General features: G+C 61.2%; 16 protein-coding genes and 1 pseudogene. 13 read left to right on the top strand and 4 right to left on the bottom strand.

Translation table 11 applies throughout. The features are described from left to right. Positions 1–72 precede the first annotated feature (72 nt). Entirely contained in the window at positions 73–1,077 is a 1,005-nt protein-coding gene (locus tag B5G16_RS01440) for an ROK family protein (RefSeq protein ID WP_087260348.1), read from the bottom strand. Positions 1,078–1,202: 125 nt separating this feature from the next. On the opposite strand from B5G16_RS01440, the gene B5G16_RS01435 reads away from it, so the two are divergent. From B5G16_RS01435 to B5G16_RS01380, 12 genes are all read left to right on the top strand, one after another. Continuing rightward, on the top strand, positions 1,203–2,174 hold the full coding sequence (locus tag B5G16_RS01435) for a polyprenyl synthetase family protein (protein ID WP_087260346.1): 972 nt from the start codon (positions 1,203–1,205) through the stop codon (positions 2,172–2,174). Between the two features lie 7 nt (positions 2,175–2,181). After that, positions 2,182–3,426, top strand: coding sequence for a peptidase U32 family protein (locus tag B5G16_RS01430; RefSeq protein WP_087260344.1), 1,245 nt, complete (start codon positions 2,182–2,184; stop codon positions 3,424–3,426). Positions 3,427–3,550: 124 nt separating this feature from the next. Further along, positions 3,551–4,921, top strand: a complete 1,371-nt coding sequence (locus B5G16_RS01425) for an MFS transporter (RefSeq protein ID WP_087260519.1) — start codon at positions 3,551–3,553, stop codon at positions 4,919–4,921. Then, positions 4,918–5,952: a S66 peptidase family protein gene (locus tag B5G16_RS01420; protein ID WP_087260342.1), complete on the top strand. Its 1,035-nt coding sequence runs from the start codon at positions 4,918–4,920 to the stop codon at positions 5,950–5,952. The genes B5G16_RS01425 and B5G16_RS01420 overlap by 4 nt, the downstream gene beginning before the upstream one ends. 108 nt (positions 5,953–6,060) lie before the next feature. Then, on the top strand, positions 6,061–7,452 hold the full coding sequence (locus tag B5G16_RS01415) for an aminopeptidase P family protein (RefSeq protein ID WP_087260340.1): 1,392 nt from the start codon (positions 6,061–6,063) through the stop codon (positions 7,450–7,452). A 46-nt stretch (positions 7,453–7,498) separates the two neighbouring features. After that, the gene (locus tag B5G16_RS01410; RefSeq protein WP_087260338.1) at positions 7,499–8,176 is read left to right on the top strand and encodes a GDSL-type esterase/lipase family protein; all 678 of its coding nucleotides are present in this window, start codon (positions 7,499–7,501) and stop codon (positions 8,174–8,176) included. 6 nt (positions 8,177–8,182) lie between these two features. Further along, complete coding sequence (locus tag B5G16_RS01405; protein WP_087260336.1) at positions 8,183–9,346, top strand: DUF418 domain-containing protein; 1,164 nt, start codon at positions 8,183–8,185, stop codon at positions 9,344–9,346. A gap of 134 nt (positions 9,347–9,480) precedes the next feature. After that, a complete protein-coding gene (locus B5G16_RS01400) occupies positions 9,481–11,637 on the top strand; it encodes an elongation factor G (RefSeq protein WP_087260334.1) in 2,157 nt (718 codons plus the stop codon). 220 nt (positions 11,638–11,857) lie between these two features. After that, positions 11,858–14,083: an inorganic phosphate transporter gene (locus B5G16_RS01395; RefSeq protein WP_087260332.1), complete on the top strand. Its 2,226-nt coding sequence runs from the start codon at positions 11,858–11,860 to the stop codon at positions 14,081–14,083. A gap of 134 nt (positions 14,084–14,217) precedes the next feature. Next, the gene (locus B5G16_RS01390; protein WP_087260329.1) at positions 14,218–14,784 is read left to right on the top strand and encodes a DUF4924 family protein; all 567 of its coding nucleotides are present in this window, start codon (positions 14,218–14,220) and stop codon (positions 14,782–14,784) included. 603 nt (positions 14,785–15,387) lie between these two features. Beyond that, positions 15,388–15,663 (top strand): XRE family transcriptional regulator, encoded by a 276-nt coding sequence (locus B5G16_RS01385; RefSeq protein WP_239405905.1) that lies wholly within the window; start codon positions 15,388–15,390, stop codon positions 15,661–15,663. 99 nt (positions 15,664–15,762) lie between these two features. Then, the gene (locus B5G16_RS01380; RefSeq protein WP_087260326.1) at positions 15,763–16,122 is read left to right on the top strand and encodes a lipocalin family protein; all 360 of its coding nucleotides are present in this window, start codon (positions 15,763–15,765) and stop codon (positions 16,120–16,122) included. A gap of 84 nt (positions 16,123–16,206) precedes the next feature. Here the strand turns inward: B5G16_RS01380 and B5G16_RS12825 are convergent, their stop codons facing one another. The 3 genes and pseudogenes from B5G16_RS12825 to rpmH all read right to left on the bottom strand — a co-directional run bounded on the left by B5G16_RS12825 (position 16,207) and on the right by rpmH (position 17,497). Further along, on the bottom strand, positions 16,207–16,701 hold the full coding sequence (locus B5G16_RS12825; RefSeq protein WP_239405915.1) for a GNAT family N-acetyltransferase: 495 nt from the start codon (positions 16,699–16,701) through the stop codon (positions 16,207–16,209). Positions 16,702–16,815: 114 nt separating this feature from the next. Then, positions 16,816–17,250: pseudogene (locus B5G16_RS12820) on the bottom strand (GNAT family N-acetyltransferase); the annotation flags it as partial. Between the two features lie 85 nt (positions 17,251–17,335). Further along, complete coding sequence (rpmH, locus tag B5G16_RS01370) at positions 17,336–17,497, bottom strand: 50S ribosomal protein L34 (RefSeq protein WP_010261331.1); 162 nt, start codon at positions 17,495–17,497, stop codon at positions 17,336–17,338. Positions 17,498–17,720: 223 nt separating this feature from the next. Here rpmH and murA point away from each other — a divergent pair, with 223 nt between their 5' ends. Continuing rightward, complete coding sequence (murA, locus tag B5G16_RS01365; RefSeq protein ID WP_087260322.1) at positions 17,721–19,046, top strand: UDP-N-acetylglucosamine 1-carboxyvinyltransferase; 1,326 nt, start codon at positions 17,721–17,723, stop codon at positions 19,044–19,046. Positions 19,047–19,070 lie beyond the last annotated feature (24 nt).

The following is a 19,070-nucleotide window of genomic DNA, read 5'->3' as shown; positions in this document are numbered from 1 at the left end:
TTGGGTATCAGTAGTTTTCAAAAAGGGCGAAGTTCGGAAACTTCGCCCGTGGAAAAACCGGTCGCCCGGAGTTTATTTCGACTGCTCCTGCCAGATCAGGGCCGAGGCGCCGAGGATGGCGGCATTCTTGCCCTGGATACCGCTCGGGAGCAGTTTCACCTTGTTCTTGAAGACAAACAGCATGTTCTCCTCCATGTACCACTGCGTGGGATCGAAGAGCAGCTTCCCGGCCTTCGAAAGCCCGCCGAAGAGGAAAATCGCCTCCGGAGAGGTCACCGTGACCACATCGGCAAGCGCACGGCCCAGCATCTCGCCCGTCAGGCGGAAGGCCTCCTTCGCAAGGGGATCGCCCTGCTCGGCGGCGGCCGAGATCATCGAAGCGTCGAGGTCGCTGAACGCAATGTCGCGCAGTTTGCTCGGGGCGGTCATCGTCGCCATCAGCTCGAAGGCCGTGCGTTTGATGCCCGTTGCCGAAACGTAGGTTTCCAGACAGCCCCGGCGGCCGCAGCCGCACTCACGACCGTTGTGCTCGACGATCACGTGGCCGAACTCGCCCGCGAAACCGTCGTGCCCGTAGATCATCTCGCCGTTGGCCACGAATCCCGAACCGAGACCCGTACCGAGCGTGATCATCACGAAATCCTTCATGCCCTTGGCATTTCCGTAGATCATCTCGCCGATGGTCGCCGCATTCGCATCGTTCGTCACGAGCACCTTCTGGCCGTCGAAGCGTTGCGAGATGTCCTCCGCCAGGCGGAAAAGACGCCGCTCGGGATTCCGGTCCGTATCGCTCTCCCTGAAACGCCACAGATTCGCCGGCGTCTCGACCGTCCCCTTGTGGTAGTTCGCATTCGGCGCCCCGATGCCGATACCCATCAGTTCGTAGTCGAACGAGACGCTCTGGGCCAGCGCCTTCATCGAGTCGCAGAGATCCTCCACATAGGCCGGATAGTCGTCCACGTAGGGGTACTTCTTGGTCGAAATGACCGATTCGGCATACAGATCGCCGTTTTCATCCACGAGGCCGAACGCGGTATTGATGCCGCCGATATCCACCCCGATCGCGAGTTTTTTCATAGCAATATTCAGATTAAGTAGGTTCAATGTCGATTTTATCCTTTCAAAGTTAAGCGAAAATTCGGCCACTCCAAAGTTTTTTTCTAATTTTGGGTCGGTTTTCCGTCGAAAAACACCTCCGAACCATGCAAAACAACGACCAGCTGCTCCAAATCATCGAAAATTATCTGGCCCAGACCGAATTCCCGGCCGAGCCCGAACTCCTCTACGCACCCATCGGGTATTCGCTCGCCGGCGGCGGAAAACGGCTCCGCCCCATGCTGCTGATGCTCGCCTGCGGCATCTTCTCCGACGATATGCAGCGCGCCCTGCCCGCAGCCGCGGCCGTCGAGATGTTCCACAACTTCACCCTGCTGCACGACGACATCATGGACAACGCCGCCATGCGCCGCGGAAAACCCTCGGTATTCGCCAAATGGGGACAGAACGTCGCCATCCTTTCGGGCGATGCCATGCTCATCTGCGCATACCGGCTGCTGAACGCCATCGCCCCGCAGCATCTGCCCCAGGTCCTGACCACATTCAACACCATGGCCCTCGAAGTCTGCGAAGGACAACAGTACGACATGGATTTCGAACAGAAGGCAAAAGTCTCCGTCGTCGAATACATGCACATGATCGAACTCAAAACCTCGGTCCTGCTGGCCGGGTCCGTCGTTATCGGAGCCATGCTGGGCGGCGCCTCCGAGGAGGATTGCCGCAAACTCCGCCGCTTCGCCGTCGAGTTGGGACTGGCCTTCCAGTTGCAGGACGACCTGCTCGACAGCTACGGCGACGAACGCCTCGGAAAGGCAATCGGCGGGGACATCCTCGAAGGCAAGAAAACCTACCTGATGATCACGGCCATGAGCCACGCCGACGAAGCCACGCGCGAAGTGCTGCGGAACGCCCACCGCGACCCGACGCTCTCCGACACGGAGAAAATCGCGGCCGTGAAGGCGATCTACGACCGGCTGGACATCCCCCGGCTTACCGAACAGCAGATCTCGCTGCGTTTCGAACGCGCGCTCGCAATCCTCGACACCCTCTCGGCCGGACCCGAACGCACGAAACGGATGCGCGACTTCGCCGCCGGGCTGATGGACCGCAAACACTGATTCCCTCATGAAGCGTTCCGACATCGAGATCATGGCCCCCGTGGGGTCGTACGAATCACTGGCCGCGGCCATCCAGGCCGGAGCCGACGCCGTCTACTTCGGAGTCGGAAAGCTCAACATGCGCTCGGCGTCGGCCGCGAACTTCTCGTTCGAAGACCTCGGACGCATCGTCGAAAAAGCCCACCGCGCCGGCGTAAAGGCCTATCTGACGGTCAACACGATCGTCTACGAGGAGGAGATCGGCGACCTGCACGCCGTCATCGACCGCGCCCGGAAGGCCGGGGTCGACGCCGTCATCGCCTCGGACATGGCCGCCATCCGCTATGCCCGGCAGATCGGGCAGGAGGTCCACATCTCGACCCAATGCAACATCTCGAACTCCGAAGCCGTGCGCTTCTACGCCCAATGGGCCGACACGGTAGTGCTGGCCCGGGAGCTCTCGCTCGGACAGGTCGCCGAGATCCACCGCAGGATCGAGGCGGAGCAGATCCGCGGACCGCGCGGCGAACTGGTCGAGATCGAAATGTTCGCTCACGGAGCACTCTGCATGTCGATCTCCGGGAAATGCTACCTCTCGCTCTATGAAACCGGCTGTTCGGCCAACCGCGGCGCCTGCCGCCAGTTGTGCCGCCGCAAATACACCGTCTCCGACAAGGAGACCGGCGCGCAGCTCGACATCGACGGACGCTACGTCCTCTCGCCGAAGGATCTCTGCACGATCGACTTCCTGGACAAGATGGTGGCGGCCGGGGTCCGGGTCCTGAAAATCGAGGGTCGCGCCCGCGGCGCCGAATACGTGAAGCGCGTGGTATCGTGCTACGACGAAGCCCTGAAAGCCCTGGAGGCCGGGGAGTACACCCCGGAGCTGGCCGCCGGACTGAAAGAGCGGCTCCGCGAGGTCTTCAACCGCGGATTCTGGGAGGGATACTACGCCGGACGCCCCGTCGTCGAGCACAGCCCCGCCTACGGATCTTCGGCCACCCGGCGCAAGGTCTATGTCGGCAAGGTGGTGAACTTCTACAAGAAACTCTCCGTCGCCGAGGTAGCCGTCGAGGCGTCGCCGGTCAGCGTCGGCGATGCGATCTTCTTCCTCGGTGCCACGACCGGCGTCGCCGAGCAGACGCTCGCCGAGCTCCACGGTCCCGACGGCAATCCCTGCGAGACCGTAGCCCAGGGCGAACTCTGCGCCATCCGCACCCCCGGCATCATCCGACGCGGCGACCAACTCTACAAATTCGTCGATGCCGAATAGCGGGGAAACCGCACGGAAAAAGCGCGCCCGAAGCCAATCGGCGAACAGCAACCCTATTTTATTCGTACCTTTGCGGTCGATGCATCCCTATCCGAACATATCCGGACCTGCGGACGGCGTTCCGATGCCCCGACGTCTGGGCGCCATCCTCGCCGTAGCTTTCGGCGTCTCCCTCTCGGTCATCGACGGCACCATCGCAAACGTCGCGCTCCCCACCATCGGCGCCCGGCTCGGCATCTCCGCCGCCGACTCGATCTGGATCGTCAACGCCTACCAGCTCGCCATCATGGTCTCGCTGCTCTCGTTCTCCGCCCTCGGCGACGTCATCGGATGCCGCAAGGTCTACATCGGCGGTCTGATGCTCTTCACCGTGGCGTCCGTCGGCTGCGCCCTCTCCGGATCGTTCCAGACACTCGTCCTGACCCGCGTCATGCAGGGATTCGGCGCCGCGGCCATCACCTCCGTGAACACCACCCTCATCCGCTTCATCTACCCCAAGGCGCAGCTCGGACGCGGCATGGGAATCAACGCCACGGTCGTCGCCGTGTCGTCGGTCGCCGGACCCACACTCGCCGCCGGAATCCTTTCCGTCGCCGACTGGCCCTGGCTCTTCGCCGTCAACATCCCCATCGGACTCGCGGCCCTGGGAATCAGCCTCCGATTCCTCCCCGAAAATCCCGTCAAGGACCGCAGACACCGCTTCGACTGGCGGGATGCTCTGATGAACGCCCTGACCTTCGGCCTGCTCATGGGCTCCGTCGAAGGCTTCTCCCACGGTCTCGACCCCCGGATCCTCTCGGTCGGAATCGCCGCCCTGCTCATCGTCGGGTTCTTCTTCATCCGCACCCAGCTTCGCGAGACCTATCCCATCCTGCCGTTCGACCTGCTGCGCATCCCGATCTTCGCCGTCTCGGTCCTCACGTCGATCTGCTCGTTCCTCGCCCAGATGCTCGCCATGGTCGCCCTGCCCTTCTTCCTGCAACACGCCTGCGGATACGACGACGTGCAGACCGGGCTGCTGCTCACCGCCTGGCCCGCCGTCATCATGGTCGTCGCCCCCGCTGCCGGCATGCTCGTGGAGCGCATCCACGCCGGCGTGCTCGGCGGAACCGGACTCACGGCCATGGCTGCCGGACTCTTCCTGCTCGCAGCGCTGCCCGAGCATCCGACCGACTTCGACATCATCTGGCGGCTGGTGCTCTGCGGCGCCGGATTCGGACTCTTCCAGTCACCGAACAACAGCATCCTGATCGCCTCGGCGCCGCCCACACGGAGCGGCTCGGCCAGCGGCATGCTGGCTACGGCCCGGCTCGTCGGGCAGACGACCGGCGCGGCCCTGATGGCCATGCTCTTCCACTTCGTGCCGCAGAACAGCACCCACGCGGCGCTGACCATCGCCGGAGGTTTCGCCGTCGCCGCCGCCGTCATCAGTTTCGCACGCATCTCGCTGCCCCTGCCCGAAGGGCTGGCCCGAAAAACCCGGAAATCGAAATGAAACGACTGATCCCGACACTTCTGCTCCTGCTACTGGCCGCCGGACTGCGGGCCGAAACCCGGACCGCCGACTCGCCCGACTTCATCCGCCCGCCCTACCTCCGCACCGGAGATACGGTGGGACTCGTTTCGCCAGCCGGCAAGCTCCACAAGAAGATCGACACCGCCCGCATCCGGGAACGGATCGAAGCCTGGGGGCTTCACGTCCGCTTCGGGGCGTTCTGCGCCAACCGCGAAGAGCCCTATTTCGCCGGAACCGACCGCCAGCGTGCCGACGACCTCCAACGCATGATCGACGACCCGTCGGTGAAGGCCGTCATCGCCTGCCGCGGCGGCTACGGTTCGGTCCGGCTGCTCCCGCTCGTGGATCTCGCGGGGCTGCGTGAGAATCCCAAATGGATCGTGGGGTTCAGCGACATCACCACGCTGCACCTCGTCCTGCGCCGGATGGGCATCGAAAGCATCCACGGCCCGATGCCCTCGGGATTCCGGATCGATGAAAAGGAGCGGGAGCCGGACGAGCGGGACATCTCGGCCGAATCGCTCCGCCAGGCGCTCTTCGGCGAGACTCGCCGCATCGAGGCGGAACCCCACCCGCTGAACTGCCCCGGCACAGCCCGCGGACGGCTGGCCGGCGGGAACCTGACGGTGCTCTGCGCCGCGAACGGCACGCCCGAAGCCCTCGACGCCGCAACGCCGACGATCCTCTTCATCGAGGAGATCGGGGAGTTCGCCTACCGCATCGACCGCATGATGCAGAGCCTCGAACGCAACGGAACGCTCCGGAAGGTCCGGGCCGTGCTCGTCGGACACCTCTCGAAGACGATCGGATGCGACAAGTTCGGGGTGCCCGATGCCGAAGCCGTCATCGCGCCGTATGTCCGGGAGCTGGGCATTCCCGTCGTCTTCGGAGTTGCTGCCGGGCATGAGGATCCCAACCTCGCCCTCTACATGGGCCGCGAGGTCGAGGTCCGGGTCGACGGGGCAGGCGCCTGCATCGACTTCTGTTCCGAAACACCATCCGAAGAGTAATCCCGGCCCCGTTTCCCGGGATGCGGAACGGCTTCCGACAAAAATTTCACGCGGGTCCGTCGTTTTGCAGGCGACTTTTCGTATCTTTGTGGAAAACCCGTACACATTATGTTCCCTGCAAAAACCTACGTCGCACGACGCCGCGAGCTGCGCACCAAAATCGGAAACGGCATCATCCTGCTGCCCGGAAACCCGCTCTCGCCCAACAACTATCCCAACAACGCCTACTATTTCCGCCAGGACTCCTCGTTCCGCTACTACTTCGGACTGAACGTCCCCTCGATTGTCGGTCTCATCGACGCCGACTCCGGCGAAGAGGCCCTCTACGGCGACGACTTCACCGTCGAGGACATCATCTGGACCGGTCCCCAGCCCACACTCCGCGAAATGGGCGCCGAAGTCGGCATCACGGCGACCTTCCCCCTGGCCGGACTCGCCGACCGCGTCCGCAAGGCCGTCGCCCTCGGCCGCAAGGTCCACTACCTGCCCCCCTACCGCGGCGAAACGAAACTCCTGTTGTCGGACCTCCTCGGAATCAAGCCCGCCGCACTGCACGACTACAAGTCCGTGGACCAGATGTTCGCCGTCGCCGAGATGCGCGAAAAGAAGAGCGCCGAGGAGATCGAAGCCCTGGAACGCGCCTTCCGCATCGGATACGACATGCACACGCTGGCCATGAAGATGTGCCGCCCGGGAATCATCGAACGCGAAATCGCCGGCGCCATCGAAGGGGTGGCCAAGTCGTGCGGACAGGGCGTGTCGTTCCCCTCGATCGTCTCGCAGCACGGCGAAACGCTCCACAACCTCAACGCCGAAGGCGTGCTGGAGGAGGGCCGGCTGCTGTTGTGCGACGCCGGCGGCGAAAGCCTCGAAGGATATTGCTCGGACCACACGCGCACCTACCCCGTCAGCGGACGCTTCACCCAGAAACAAAAGGAGATCTATGAGATCGTCCTCGCGGCCCACGACCACGTGGCCCGCATCGTCAAGCCCCACATGATGTACACCGAAGTGCACAACGCCGCCTACATGGTCCTCGCCGAAGGACTCGTCGCACTGGGCCTGCTGAAAGGATCCCCGGCCGACGCCGTGGCCGCCGGAGCCATGACGATGTTCATGCCCCACGGTCTCGGACACGGACTCGGCATGGATGTCCACGACTGCGAGGCCATGGGCGAACGGTCGTTCGACTTCGCAACGATCGCTGAACGCGCCGCACAGTCCGGAACCTGCATCTACCGCGCCGCCTGGCGCCTCGAACCCGGAACGGTCCTGACCGACGAGCCCGGACTCTACTTCATCCCGGCGCTGATCGACAAGTGCCGCGCCGAAGGCCTCTACACGGGAATCGTCAACTACGACGCACTCGACACCTACCGCGATTTCGGCGGAATCCGCATCGAGGACGACATCCTCGTGACCGAAACCGGAAGCCGCATCCTCGGTGACCGCCGGATCCCCGCGACGGTCGGGGAACTGGAAGCCGTCGTCGGACGATAATCCGCTCCCGACACCTCCCGCTCAACGAAAAACCCGACATCTGCACATGAAAAAGATCCTCTTCACACTTTTTGCGGCGCTGCCGCTGCTCGCCGCGGCACAACCCCGGGACTGGGCCAATTACGGCCGCTATGCCGAAGCCAATGCGCTTCTCGAAAAGGCTCCCGACGTCGTCTTCATGGGAAATTCGATCACCGACGGCTGGGACGACGCCCATCCGGAGTTCTTCACCGACAACAACTTCGCCTGCCGCGGAATCGGCGGGCAGGTCTCCTCGCAGATGCTCTGCCGGTTCCGCGCCGACGTCATCAACCTCCGTCCGAAAGCCGTGGTGATCCTCGCCGGAACCAACGATCTGGCCCTCAACAACGGACCGATCGACACCGAACACATCGTCGAAAACATCGTCTCGATGGCCGAGCTGGCCCTCGCCGCCGGAATCCGCCCGATCCTCTGCTCGGTACTCCCCGCCGGGGCGTATCACTGGCGCCCCGAAGTGACGGACGTCCCCGGAAAGATCCGGGACCTCAACGACCGGGTCCGGAAGTATGCCGAAGAACGCGGGATCGGATGGGTGGACTACCATCCGGCACTGGCCGCCGAAGACGGGTCGCTGCGCCCCGAATACACCTACGACGGAGTACACCCCACACGGGCCGGGTATGACGTCATGGAAAAGGTCATCATGCCCGTACTGGCTCCGTACCGGAGCGAAACCCGGTAGCGGATCATGTATCGGTCGACCGGATTGCCGAACGCCCGGATTCAGGTGGCGGACTCCCTGCGGGGAATCGCCGTGGCCGGAATCATCCTCATCCACGCCTGCGAGCACTTCAACCTCTACTGGTCCGGAATCCCGTTCGACAGGGCCCTCGTCGACGGTTGGGAGGAGCCCGTCGAACGCTTCGTATGGTGGCTCCTCGCCGGGAAAATGTACACCATCTTCGCCCTGCTCTTCGGGTTGAGTTTCTACATCCAGAACGACAACCAGGCACAGCGCGGGTATGATTTCTCCCGTCGGTTCCGCTGGCGCATGCTCCTGCTGCTGCTCATCGGATTCGTCAACACGGCCTTCTACAACGGCGACGTGCTGGTTCTCTACGCTTTGCTGGGACTCTCGCTCCCGCTCTTCGCCCGGCTCCCGACCCGCTGGCTCTGGGGCGCATTCGCCCTCTTCGCGCTGCAACCCCTCGAACTCTTCCAACTCTGCGGCGGCGGGAACCTCTACGTCGACCCCGAACCGTGGAGCGCCGCCGCAAACCCGGCCTACACCGGCGGAAATCTGCCCGAAGCGTTGCTCGCAAGCCTCCGATACGGGCAGCCCGTCACCCTGGCCTGGTATCTCGACAACGGCCGCATCACGCAGACCCTCGCCATGTTCCTCCTCGGACTGCTGCTGGGACGACGGAGGCTCTTCTACGACGAGCCCGGAAACCGCCGCATCTGGGGCCGGATCCTCGTCGCAGGACTCCTCATCGCCGCCGTGCTCTTCCCCGGGTACGGTGCAGCGGGCAGCCCATTGCGCGTGATGACCAACGCATGGTACAACCTCGCCCAGACGATGGCGCTCGTATCCGCGGTCGTCCTGCTGTGGTACGCCTCCGCAGGCTTCCGACGGGCCGTCGGACCCCTCGCGGCCATCGGGCGCATGAGCCTGACGAACTACCTCCTGCAATCCATCCTCGGAACGGCGATCTTCTACCACTGGGGCGCCGGCCTCTACTGCAAGGTCGGAATGGTCTACGGACTGCTCATCGGCGCGGGGATCGTCATCGTCCAGTATCAGTTCTCGCGGTTCTGGCTCCGGAGATTCTCTCACGGTCCCGTGGAGTGGATCTGGAAACGCCTGACCTGGCTCGATATTCCCTTCCTGAATCGAAAAATCGCCTCCTGAGGGCGATTTTTTCGTCCCGGGGGTTGTTTTTCCCGATTATTTCGTATATTTATAGTCGCGCAAAAAACGGGAGAGGATCCCGCCCGTCCAAATGCCGCCCAAAACGAAACAAAATACCTAAAACTATTCGGAATATGAAAAACTATTCAGCCAAAGAGATCAAGAACATCGTCCTCATCGGTGCCCCCGGCACGGGTAAAACTACCCTTGCCGAAGCGATGGCTTACGAGGGGAAAGTCATCGACCGCAGGGGTAGTATCGAGACCAACAACACGCTCTCGGACAACACGGATATCGAGCACGAATACAAACGCTCGATCTATTCCACGATCCTCTTCACCGAATTCATGGACCGAAAACTCAACATCATCGACTGCCCGGGATCGGATGACTTCTGCGGAAGCCTCTTCTCCGCATTCAAAGTCGGCGACATCGGGGTATTCCTCTTCAACGCCCAGAACGGATGGGAGGTCGGCAGCGAAATCCAGGCCCGCTACGCCCGCCTGCTCCAAAAACCCGTCATCGGCGTCATCAACCAGCTCGATGCCGACAAGGCCAGCTTCGAGGCCACGTTCGACTCCATCAAGGCCGCCTCGCGCGTGAAACCCGTCATCGTGCAGTATCCCGTCAACCAGGGTCCCGAATTCAACGCCTTCATCGACGTCCTGCTCATGAAAATGTACCGATTCAAGGACAACGACGGACACCGCGAAGAGCTCGAAATCCCCGCCGAAGAGATGGAGAAGGCCACGGAACTGAACAAGGAGCTCGTCGAAATGGCCGCCGAGCACGACGAGGCCCTCATGGAACTCTATTTCGACAAGGGAACCCTCACGCAGGACGACATCCGCGCCGGACTCAAAATCGGCGTCTCGAAACGCGAGGTGATGCCCATCTTCTGCGCCAGCGGAAAACGCGACATCGGAACCAAACGACTCATGGAGTTCATCATCAACGTCGCTCCGGGCCCGCTGAAAGCCCCCGCATTCCTCTCGACCGAGGGCGAGGAGATCACCGCCGACGAAACGGCTCCCGCCGTGGCGTTCGTCTTCAAGAGCCAGGTCGAGCAGCACATCGGCGAAATCTCCTACTTCCGCGTCATCCGCGGCAAGATCGCCGAGGGTACCGAGCTCGTCAACACCCGCACCGGAAACAAGGAGAAGCTCTCGCAACTCTTCGCCGTCGCCGGAAAGAACCGCATCAAGGTTACGGAACTCTCCGCTGGTGACATCGGCTGCACGGTGAAACTCAAAGGCACGCGCACGAACGATACGCTCGCCGCCGCCTCGAACCTCGTGACGATCGAACCGATCGTCTTCCCCGAACCCCGCTACCGCGCCGCCGTCAAGTGCAGGGAGCAGAGCGACGAGGAGAAGCTCGGCAAGTTGCTCAACGATGCCAAGTTCGAGGACCCGACGATTCTGGTCGAATACTCCAAGGAGCTGAAACAGACCATTATCCAGGGCCAGGGCGAACACCATCTGAACATCCTCCGCTCGCGGATCGAAAAGGAGAACAAACTCTCCTACGAGTACATCGCCCCGCGGATCCCCTACCGTGAGACCATCACGAAGGTCGCGCAGGCCGACTACCGCCACAAGAAGCAGTCGGGAGGCGCCGGGCAGTTCGGCGAGGTGCACATGATCATCGAACCCTACTACGAGGGAATTCCCGAACCGAAGAACTACAAGGTCCCCGGAAAGGGCGACATGGTGGTCAACGTCAAGACCAAGGAGGAGTACGATCTGGCGTGGGGCGGAAAACTCCAATTCTACTCGGCGATCGTCGGCGGAGCCATCGACGCACGCTTCATGCCCGCCATCCTCAAAGGTATCATGGAGAAGATGAACGAAGGGCCGCTCACGGGTTCCTACGCCCGCGACATCCGCGTGGTGATCTACGACGGTAAGATGCACCCGGTGGATTCGAACGAAATCTCGTTCAAACTCGCCGCACGGAACGCCTTCAAGGAGGCCTTCCGCAACGCAGGTCCCAAGATCATGGAGCCGATCTACAACGTCGAGGTCCTCGTCCCGAGCGAGTACATGGGCGCCGTGATGAGCGACTTGCAGAACCGCCGCGCCATGATCGCCGGCATGGAGTCCGACAAGGGTTTCGACCGCCTCAACGCCCTCGTGCCGCTGGCCGAACTCTACCGATACTCCACGACCCTCTCGTCGCTGACCTCCGGCTCGGCCACCTACACCATGAAGTTCTCCTCTTATGAGCAGGTGCCCGCCGACGTGCAGGACAAACTCCTCAAAGCATACACCGACACCGACGAGGAGTAACCCCGCCGAACAACCGAACCGATCCCGAGACGGGCCGCCTCTCCGGCGGCCCGTCTCCTCGTTTGTCCGCCCGGAGGTCCCGGGGAAAGGCCCCGGAGCTCCCCGCGGAACAACATTCCGGACAATGCCACGTTAAATTAATGTTAACAATCCGTGTCAAATCCGTTATATAGCGAAAAATCAAGTAAATTTGTTCACAATTTGCACAGAACATCCGAGTATGAGTGAAATCTACACCTTCATTGTCGGTATCCTTGGAATTCTCGCCATCTCCGGACTTTTCGTCGGCGTCACGAACGATGCGGTCAACTTTCTGAACTCCGCCATCGGCTCCAAGGCCGCCTCGATGAAAGTCATCCTCCTGGTCGCCTCGCTCGGCATCATCGTCGGCGTCGTGACGTCGAGCGGCATGATGGAGGTCGCACGCAGCGGCATGTTCAACCCCGGGCTCTTCACCTTCCACGAGGTGATGATGCTCTATCTGGGCGTCATGTTCGCAAACGTCATCCTCCTCGACCTCTACAACTCCTGGGGCCTCCCCACGTCGACGACCGTCTCGCTCATCTTCTGCCTGCTCGGATCGGCCATCGCCGTCTCGATCTACAAGATCTCCAACGATCCCGAACAGGGTATCGCTTCGCTCGGACAATACATCAACACGTCGAGGGCCATGGGTATCGTCTCGGCAATCCTCCTCTCGGTGGTCATTGCCTTCACCTGCGGTACCGTCGTCATGTACATCTCCCGGGTCATCTTCTCGTTCCGATACACGGTCGTATTCCGCCGTTACGGTTCGCTCTGGTGCGGAGCATCCCTCACGTCGATCATCTACTTCGCCGTATTCAAGGGGCTGAAATCCATTCTCGCCGGGCATGACTTCATCCGTTGGATCGACCACAACCTCCTGCTGGCCATCTTCATCTGCTGGGTTGTCTGCTCGCTGGCGCTCTTCTTCATCCAGCGGTTCAAGATCAACATCCTGCGCATCACCATCCTCTCGGGAACCTTCGCCCTGGCCCTCGCATTCGCCGGTAACGACCTCGTGAACTTCATCGGCGTTCCCGTCGCCGGGTTCGATGCCTTCTCCATCGCCCGACACTCGGGCGATGCCGGAATGCTCATGGAGGCCCTCAACGAGAATGTCCCCGCGAACTTCCTGATCCTGCTCGCCGCCGGAGCCATGATGATCCTCACGCTCTGGACCTCGAAGAAGGCCATGCATGTCACCGAAACCGAACTTTCGCTCTCGGCCCAGGGAGACGACGGACAGGAGCAGTACGGCTCGTCGCTCTTCTCCCGAACGATCGTGCGCGCCGCCATCAACATCAACGCCGGCGTGGAGCGAATCGTCCCCCCGAGAATCCGCGAGGCGATCTCCAAACGGTTCGAATACGAGGACGTCGAGCACAGCGGAGCCCCCTACGACATGATCCGCGCAACGGTCAACCTCACGACTTCGGCCCTGCTGATCGCCATGGCCACCTCGCTCAAACTCCCCCTGTCGACCACCTACGTCTGCTTCATGGTCGCCATGGGTTCGTCGCTCGCAGACCGCGCCTGGGGCCGCGAGAGCGCCGTGTACCGCATCTCCGGCGTGATGACCGTCGTCGCCGGATGGTTCATCACCGCACTCGGCGGTTTCTTCATCGCCCTGATCGTCGGATTCGCGCTCATCTACGGCGGAACCCCCGCCTTCATCGTCATCACCCTGCTCTGCGGCTGGATGCTCGTCCACAGCAACTTCCTCAAAAAGGACAAGGAGAGCCCCGCCGCCCGGCAGCAGGCCAAAACCAACGACGACATCATCGCCGACCTGCGCGACGAGGTATGCACAACGATGGAGTCCGCCACCAAGATCTACGACCGCACGCTGATCGCCGTATTCAAGGAGAACCGCAAGGTCCTGCGCGACATGGTCAAGGAGTCGAACGACCTCTTCTACCACTCCCGGGAGCGCAAATACTCCCTGCTGCCGACGCTCAAAAAACTCCAGGGCGAGGATGTCAACACCGCCCACTACTACGTGCAGGTCGTCGACTACCTCAACGAGATGACCAAGGCGCTGATGCACATCACACGTCCGGCCTTCGAGCACATCGACAACAACCACGAAGGGCTCTCGATGGAGCAGACCCGCGACCTGATGTCGATCAACGACGACGTGGAGTCGATCTACCGGCGCATCAACCAGATGCTGCGCGAGGGAGACTTCTCCGAGATCGAAACCGTCCTCACGATGCGCGACCAGCTCTTCGAGTCGATCGCCGAGGCCATCAAGTCGGAGCTCACGCGCATCAACGAGGCCCGTTCGAACACCAAGGCTTCGATGCTCTACCTGACGATCCTGACCGAGACCAAGAACATGGTGCTCCAATCGCGCAACCTGCTCAAATCGCAGCAATACTTCCTCAAACACCGCCCGGGGCCCAAGACCTGGATCAAATAGCGGGCGGAGAGGGGCCGGGGGGGGGACGACAGGGAGCCGCCGGAACGCCGGACCTGCGTGGTAGGGAGGAAAGATGGAGATGGAAGAAGACGCCGGGGCGCCGGATATTCAAGAAAACAGAGGTTCAAAGAAAAATGGACATTGCCAAAGCCAAACGGCGCGAAAATATCGCCGAATATATCCTTTACCTGTGGCAGCTGGAAGATTTGCTGCGCGCTCTGCAATTCAGTCCCGAGGCGATCTTCTCGACGCTGATCGCCCCCCGCAAGGACATCGCCGAAGAGCAGAAACACATCTTCCTGCTCTGGTACCTCGATCTGGCCAACCTGCTCCAACAGGAGGGCAAAGAGGAAAAAGGACATCTTGAACACACGCTGCACCTGATTCAGGACCTGCACGACCTGCACCTCCAATTGATGAAGCTGCCGGTCGGCGAACACTACCGCCGTACGTTCGCGCGGCTCGAACCCGAACTGCCCCGTCTGCGCGCCGTGATCGGGAATCCCGGCATGAGCGACACCGAGCTCTGTTTCCGGGCGCTCTACGCCGCCATGCTCTACCGCATCAAGGGCGAAGGCGACAAGTCGGCCGTCACCGATACGCTGGAATTCATCTCACCGGTGATTGCCGAGTTGGCCGATCTTTACGGGAAGGTCGAGCGCGGTGAAATCGACCTCTTCAAAAACGACCCGGAGGCATAGCCGGTGGGGGGGGGAAGAGAGAGAGAGGGGAGAGAGGGGAGAAAAGGGAAAGGGAGAAAGAGAGAAAGAGAGAAAGAGAGTGTGTGAGTGAGAAAAAAGAGAGAGAGGATAGATAGGATGAAGCGTCCCCGGAAGCACAAACCGGAGGGAGAGAGGGCAGAGGAGAAGAAAGGAAGAGAGGAGAGGAAGGAAAGGAAGGAAAGAGGAGATCAAAAACAATACTTCGAAACACAAAAGAGGGTGTCCGGCAACCGCAGACACCCTTTTTTCCTTTCGGTGCGTCCCACGTCATGAATCCCCGGCCGTCACCGACCGGACCGGACCCGGATAAACGGAGCCAATTCCGAATCCGGGCAATTGATTCTTTGAAATATATCCATTATCTTTGTACGGACGGTTCAGACGGGCCGTCGACAGATTGAACCAAAGCGCATCGGCTTTTCTTCTTACGTCAGAAAATTGGACACTTTCACGATTGTAATGGAGAATGAGGGTTGGTGCTTGTGCCGTTTCCGGCGCGGGCATTTCCTTTGTCCCATTACAAGGTCGTCCAATACCTCTGACGTGGGCTTTGAATCCCGCGCTTTTTTCGTCGGCAGAGGTATGATACACATCGGAAATTTGATCGAAAAGGAGTTCCGCAGGCAGGAGCGTTCGGTGAGTTGGCTCGCCAAGAAACTATTCTGCGAACGAACCAACATCTACGACATCTTCAAGCGGCAAAGCATCGATACCGAAATGTTACTGCGCATCTCGGAGGCCCTGCACCACGACTTCTTCCAGTACTACCGCAGCTCCCTCGAAAAAGAGATACCAACCGCAACAACGCCGCACGAGCCCCGAGAAAACAGCCGGAATGACGATTCCGAACGTCAATAAAATCCACGTTTGCGTCAATATTCCTCGACACGCAGCCTTCGGACGATTCCCTGCGGCCGATTAATTTTGTATCTGCAAACCATAAAAAACCCAAACGACATGAAACAATTCAAACTCTTTCTGCTGATGTTCGTTGCAGCAGCCAGTCTGTGCAACTTCACCTCGTGCAAGGACGACGACGATGACAAGAAGAAGATCGACCCGGCCATTGTCGGCACGTGGGCCTGTTACAGCTCCTACGAAGTGATCACGTTGGTCCTCAATGCCAACGGATCCTTTATCGAAACGGCAACCTACACCGGATCGCTGGGATCCGACTCCGACACCTACACCGGGACCTATACCTACAACGGCTCGATTCTGACCCAGTACTACTCCGACGGCGACGTCTACTCCGCGTCGGCCAGCGTCAGCGGAAATACACTCATCTTCGACGGAGACACCTACACCCGGCAATAACCGGGAGTCCGCAAGATACGGAAGAGGGCGGGGAGATCGGTCCCCGCCCTCTTTCGCATGAATAGGCCGCTGTCTCTGCCCCGGCTATCCGAGGTCCAGCCCCATGATGTAGTCGTTCATATAGAAGCCCCCGCCGATCGGGAAATCCCCTTCGCGCAGGCGACGCATGCCCATCCGTTCGTAGAAGTGCACCGCCCGGTTCGAGCGGTTGACGTTGAGTTCCATGCGGCAGGCGCCCGGGCACTCCCCGCGGACATGCTCCACGGCCTGCCGGAACAAAGCCCGCCCCACGCCGGAACCCTGGCAGCCGGGCAGGACATAGATCTTCTGCAAATGGAACAGCCGCTCGCCCTGCCGCTCAACCGACACGTAACCGCACGGAACGCCGTTCCGGAACGCAAGGTAGAAGACATGGCCGTCCCGGAACTGCCCGCGGAGGCTCTCCTCGGAGTACATCCATGCCATCATGTAGTCGAGCTGCGCCGGGGTCAGGATCTCGCGGTAGGTGGCCGGAAAGGCCTCGCCGGCCAGTCGCCGGAGCAGCGGGATGTCGGACTCCGAGGCCCGGAGCAGGGAAATGCCCCGCGATTCCCGCCACGCTTCGCGCGTCAGGCACAGGACTTCTCCGGCATGTTGCGATCCGTCGGGGCAGACGGGCAGCTTCGCTTCGCTCCGCACATAGCGGAAACCGCACTTCTCCATCACCCGCCGCGACGCTCGGTTCCCGACAAAGCAACAGCCCCACAGCGCCGTAAGCCCCAACTCCCCGAACGCTCGCCGCGAGAGCCCGCCCAGTGCTTCGGGAATCAGTCCCCGGCCCCGCCAGTCGGTACCGACCCAGTAGCCCGCCTCGGCCTCCGAGGCTCCGATCGGGAAGTGAGCCGACGCCCCGAACAGCAGCCCCACGCATCCGACGGGACGATCCGTCCCGCGCAACACGACGGCGTAGGTCTCCGGAGCCGAAAAGATCGTACGGATCACCTCGCCGCTCTCCGCAACGCTCCGGTGCGGCGGCCAACCCGCAGCGGGACCCACCTGCGGATCCCGCGCCAGTTCGAAAAGAGACTCCGCATCCCCTTCACGCCACGGGCGCAAAACAAGTCGTTCGGTCGAAAGTCCGGTTTTCATGATTCAGATTCCCTGCAAAATTCGGAAAAATCAAAAAAGGCCAGCTCCCCGCGGAACCGGCCTGTCGCTCTCTGTCTGCAACAAACTATGCGTATTTGAACGTCGACTCGTCCGATACGGTCAGCTTCTTGCGGCCCTTTGCGCGGCGTGCTGCCAGCACCTTGCGTCCGTTGGCCGTAGCCATGCGAGCACGGAAACCGTGCTTGTTGATCCGCTTGCGACGCGAAGGCTGGTAAGTTCTCTTCATTGCCATAGCTATCTGTTTTTTGTTGTTTCTGACATTTTTACGGATTGCAAAAGTACAACAAAAAAACGATCCGCAAAAATTTTTCACGAAAATATTTCGAATTCCCCGGGAAAAAGCCCGAAATCCTATTATCTTTGTAGGAAGAGTCGCCCCGCCGAAGAGGCCGGAATACCCGGCCCGACCGGCGGAAACAGCGCTCCGCAACCCCTAACCAACATCCGAAATGGCTATATTCAAAGTCGAAGGAGGACACCGCCTCCACGGTTCGATCACCCCGCAGGGCGCCAAAAACGAAGCCCTGCAAATCCTCTGCGCCACACTCCTCACCCCGCAGCGCGTCGTCGTCCGGAACATCCCCCGGATCCTCGACGTGATGCAGCTCATCGAACTCCTCCGGCGCATGGGCGTCATCGTCGAACAGCTCGCCGACGACACCTACGCCTTCCAGGCCCGCGACATCGACTTCGAATACCTCCAAACCGACGATTACCGGAACCGCTGCACCCGCCTGCGCGGATCCGTCATGCTCATCGGACCGATGCTGGCCCGCTTCGGCGTCGGATACATCCCCAAACCCGGCGGAGACAAGATCGGACGTCGGCGGCTCGACACCCACTTCCTCGGATTCCAGAAACTCGGAGCCAGATTCAACTTCGACATCGCCGACGAATTCTTCATGGTCGAGGGCAAGGAGCTCAAAGGAACCTACATGCTCCTCGACGAGGCCTCGGTGACCGGTACCGCCAACATCGTCATGGCTGCCGTCATGGCCCGCGGAACCACCACCATCTACAACGCAGCCTGCGAACCCTATGTGCAGCAGCTGTGCCGCATGCTCAACCGCATGGGCGCCCGGATCTCCGGAATCGCCTCGAACCTCCTCACCATCGAGGGCGTCGACGCCCTCGGCGGTACGGAACACACCCTGCTGCCCGACATGATCGAGGTCGGCAGCTTCATCGGCATGGCCGCCATGAACCGATCCGAACTGACCATCCGCAACGTCTCCTACGAAAACCTCGGCATCATCCCCGCCCAGTTCGCCCGCATGGGCATCCGGTTCGAGCAGCGCGGAGACGACATCTGCATCCCCCAGCAGGACCATTACAGCATCGAAACCTTCCTCGACGGCTCGATCATGACCATCGCCGACGCCCCCTGGCCGGGACTGACGCCCGACCTGCTGTCGATCTTCCTCGTCGTCGCCACACAGGCCAAAGGCGCCGTGCTGATCCACCAGAAGATGTTCGAAAGCCGTCTCTTCTTCGTCGACAAACTCATCGACATGGGAGCCCAGATCATCCTCTGCGACCCCCACCGCGCCACGGTCATCGGGCACGACCACCGCATCAACCTGCGCGCCACGCGCATGACCTCGCCCGACATCCGGGCCGGCGTCGCCCTGCTGATCGCCGCCATGTCCGCCGACGGAGTCTCCACCATTCAGAACATCGACCAGATCGACCGCGGATACAAGGATATTGACCTGCGGCTCAATGCCCTCGGCGCCCGCATCGAACGCATCGACGAATGTGACGTCCGTAAATAGCCGAAACGCAGATCCATACGCACC

Source organism: Alistipes sp. An66, assembly GCF_002161445.1.
Classification (GTDB): Bacteria; Bacteroidota; Bacteroidia; order Bacteroidales; family Rikenellaceae; genus Alistipes; species Alistipes cottocaccae.
The sequence above is the reverse complement of the archived record's forward strand: the minus strand, read 5'-3'. Positions and strand labels throughout refer to the sequence as shown.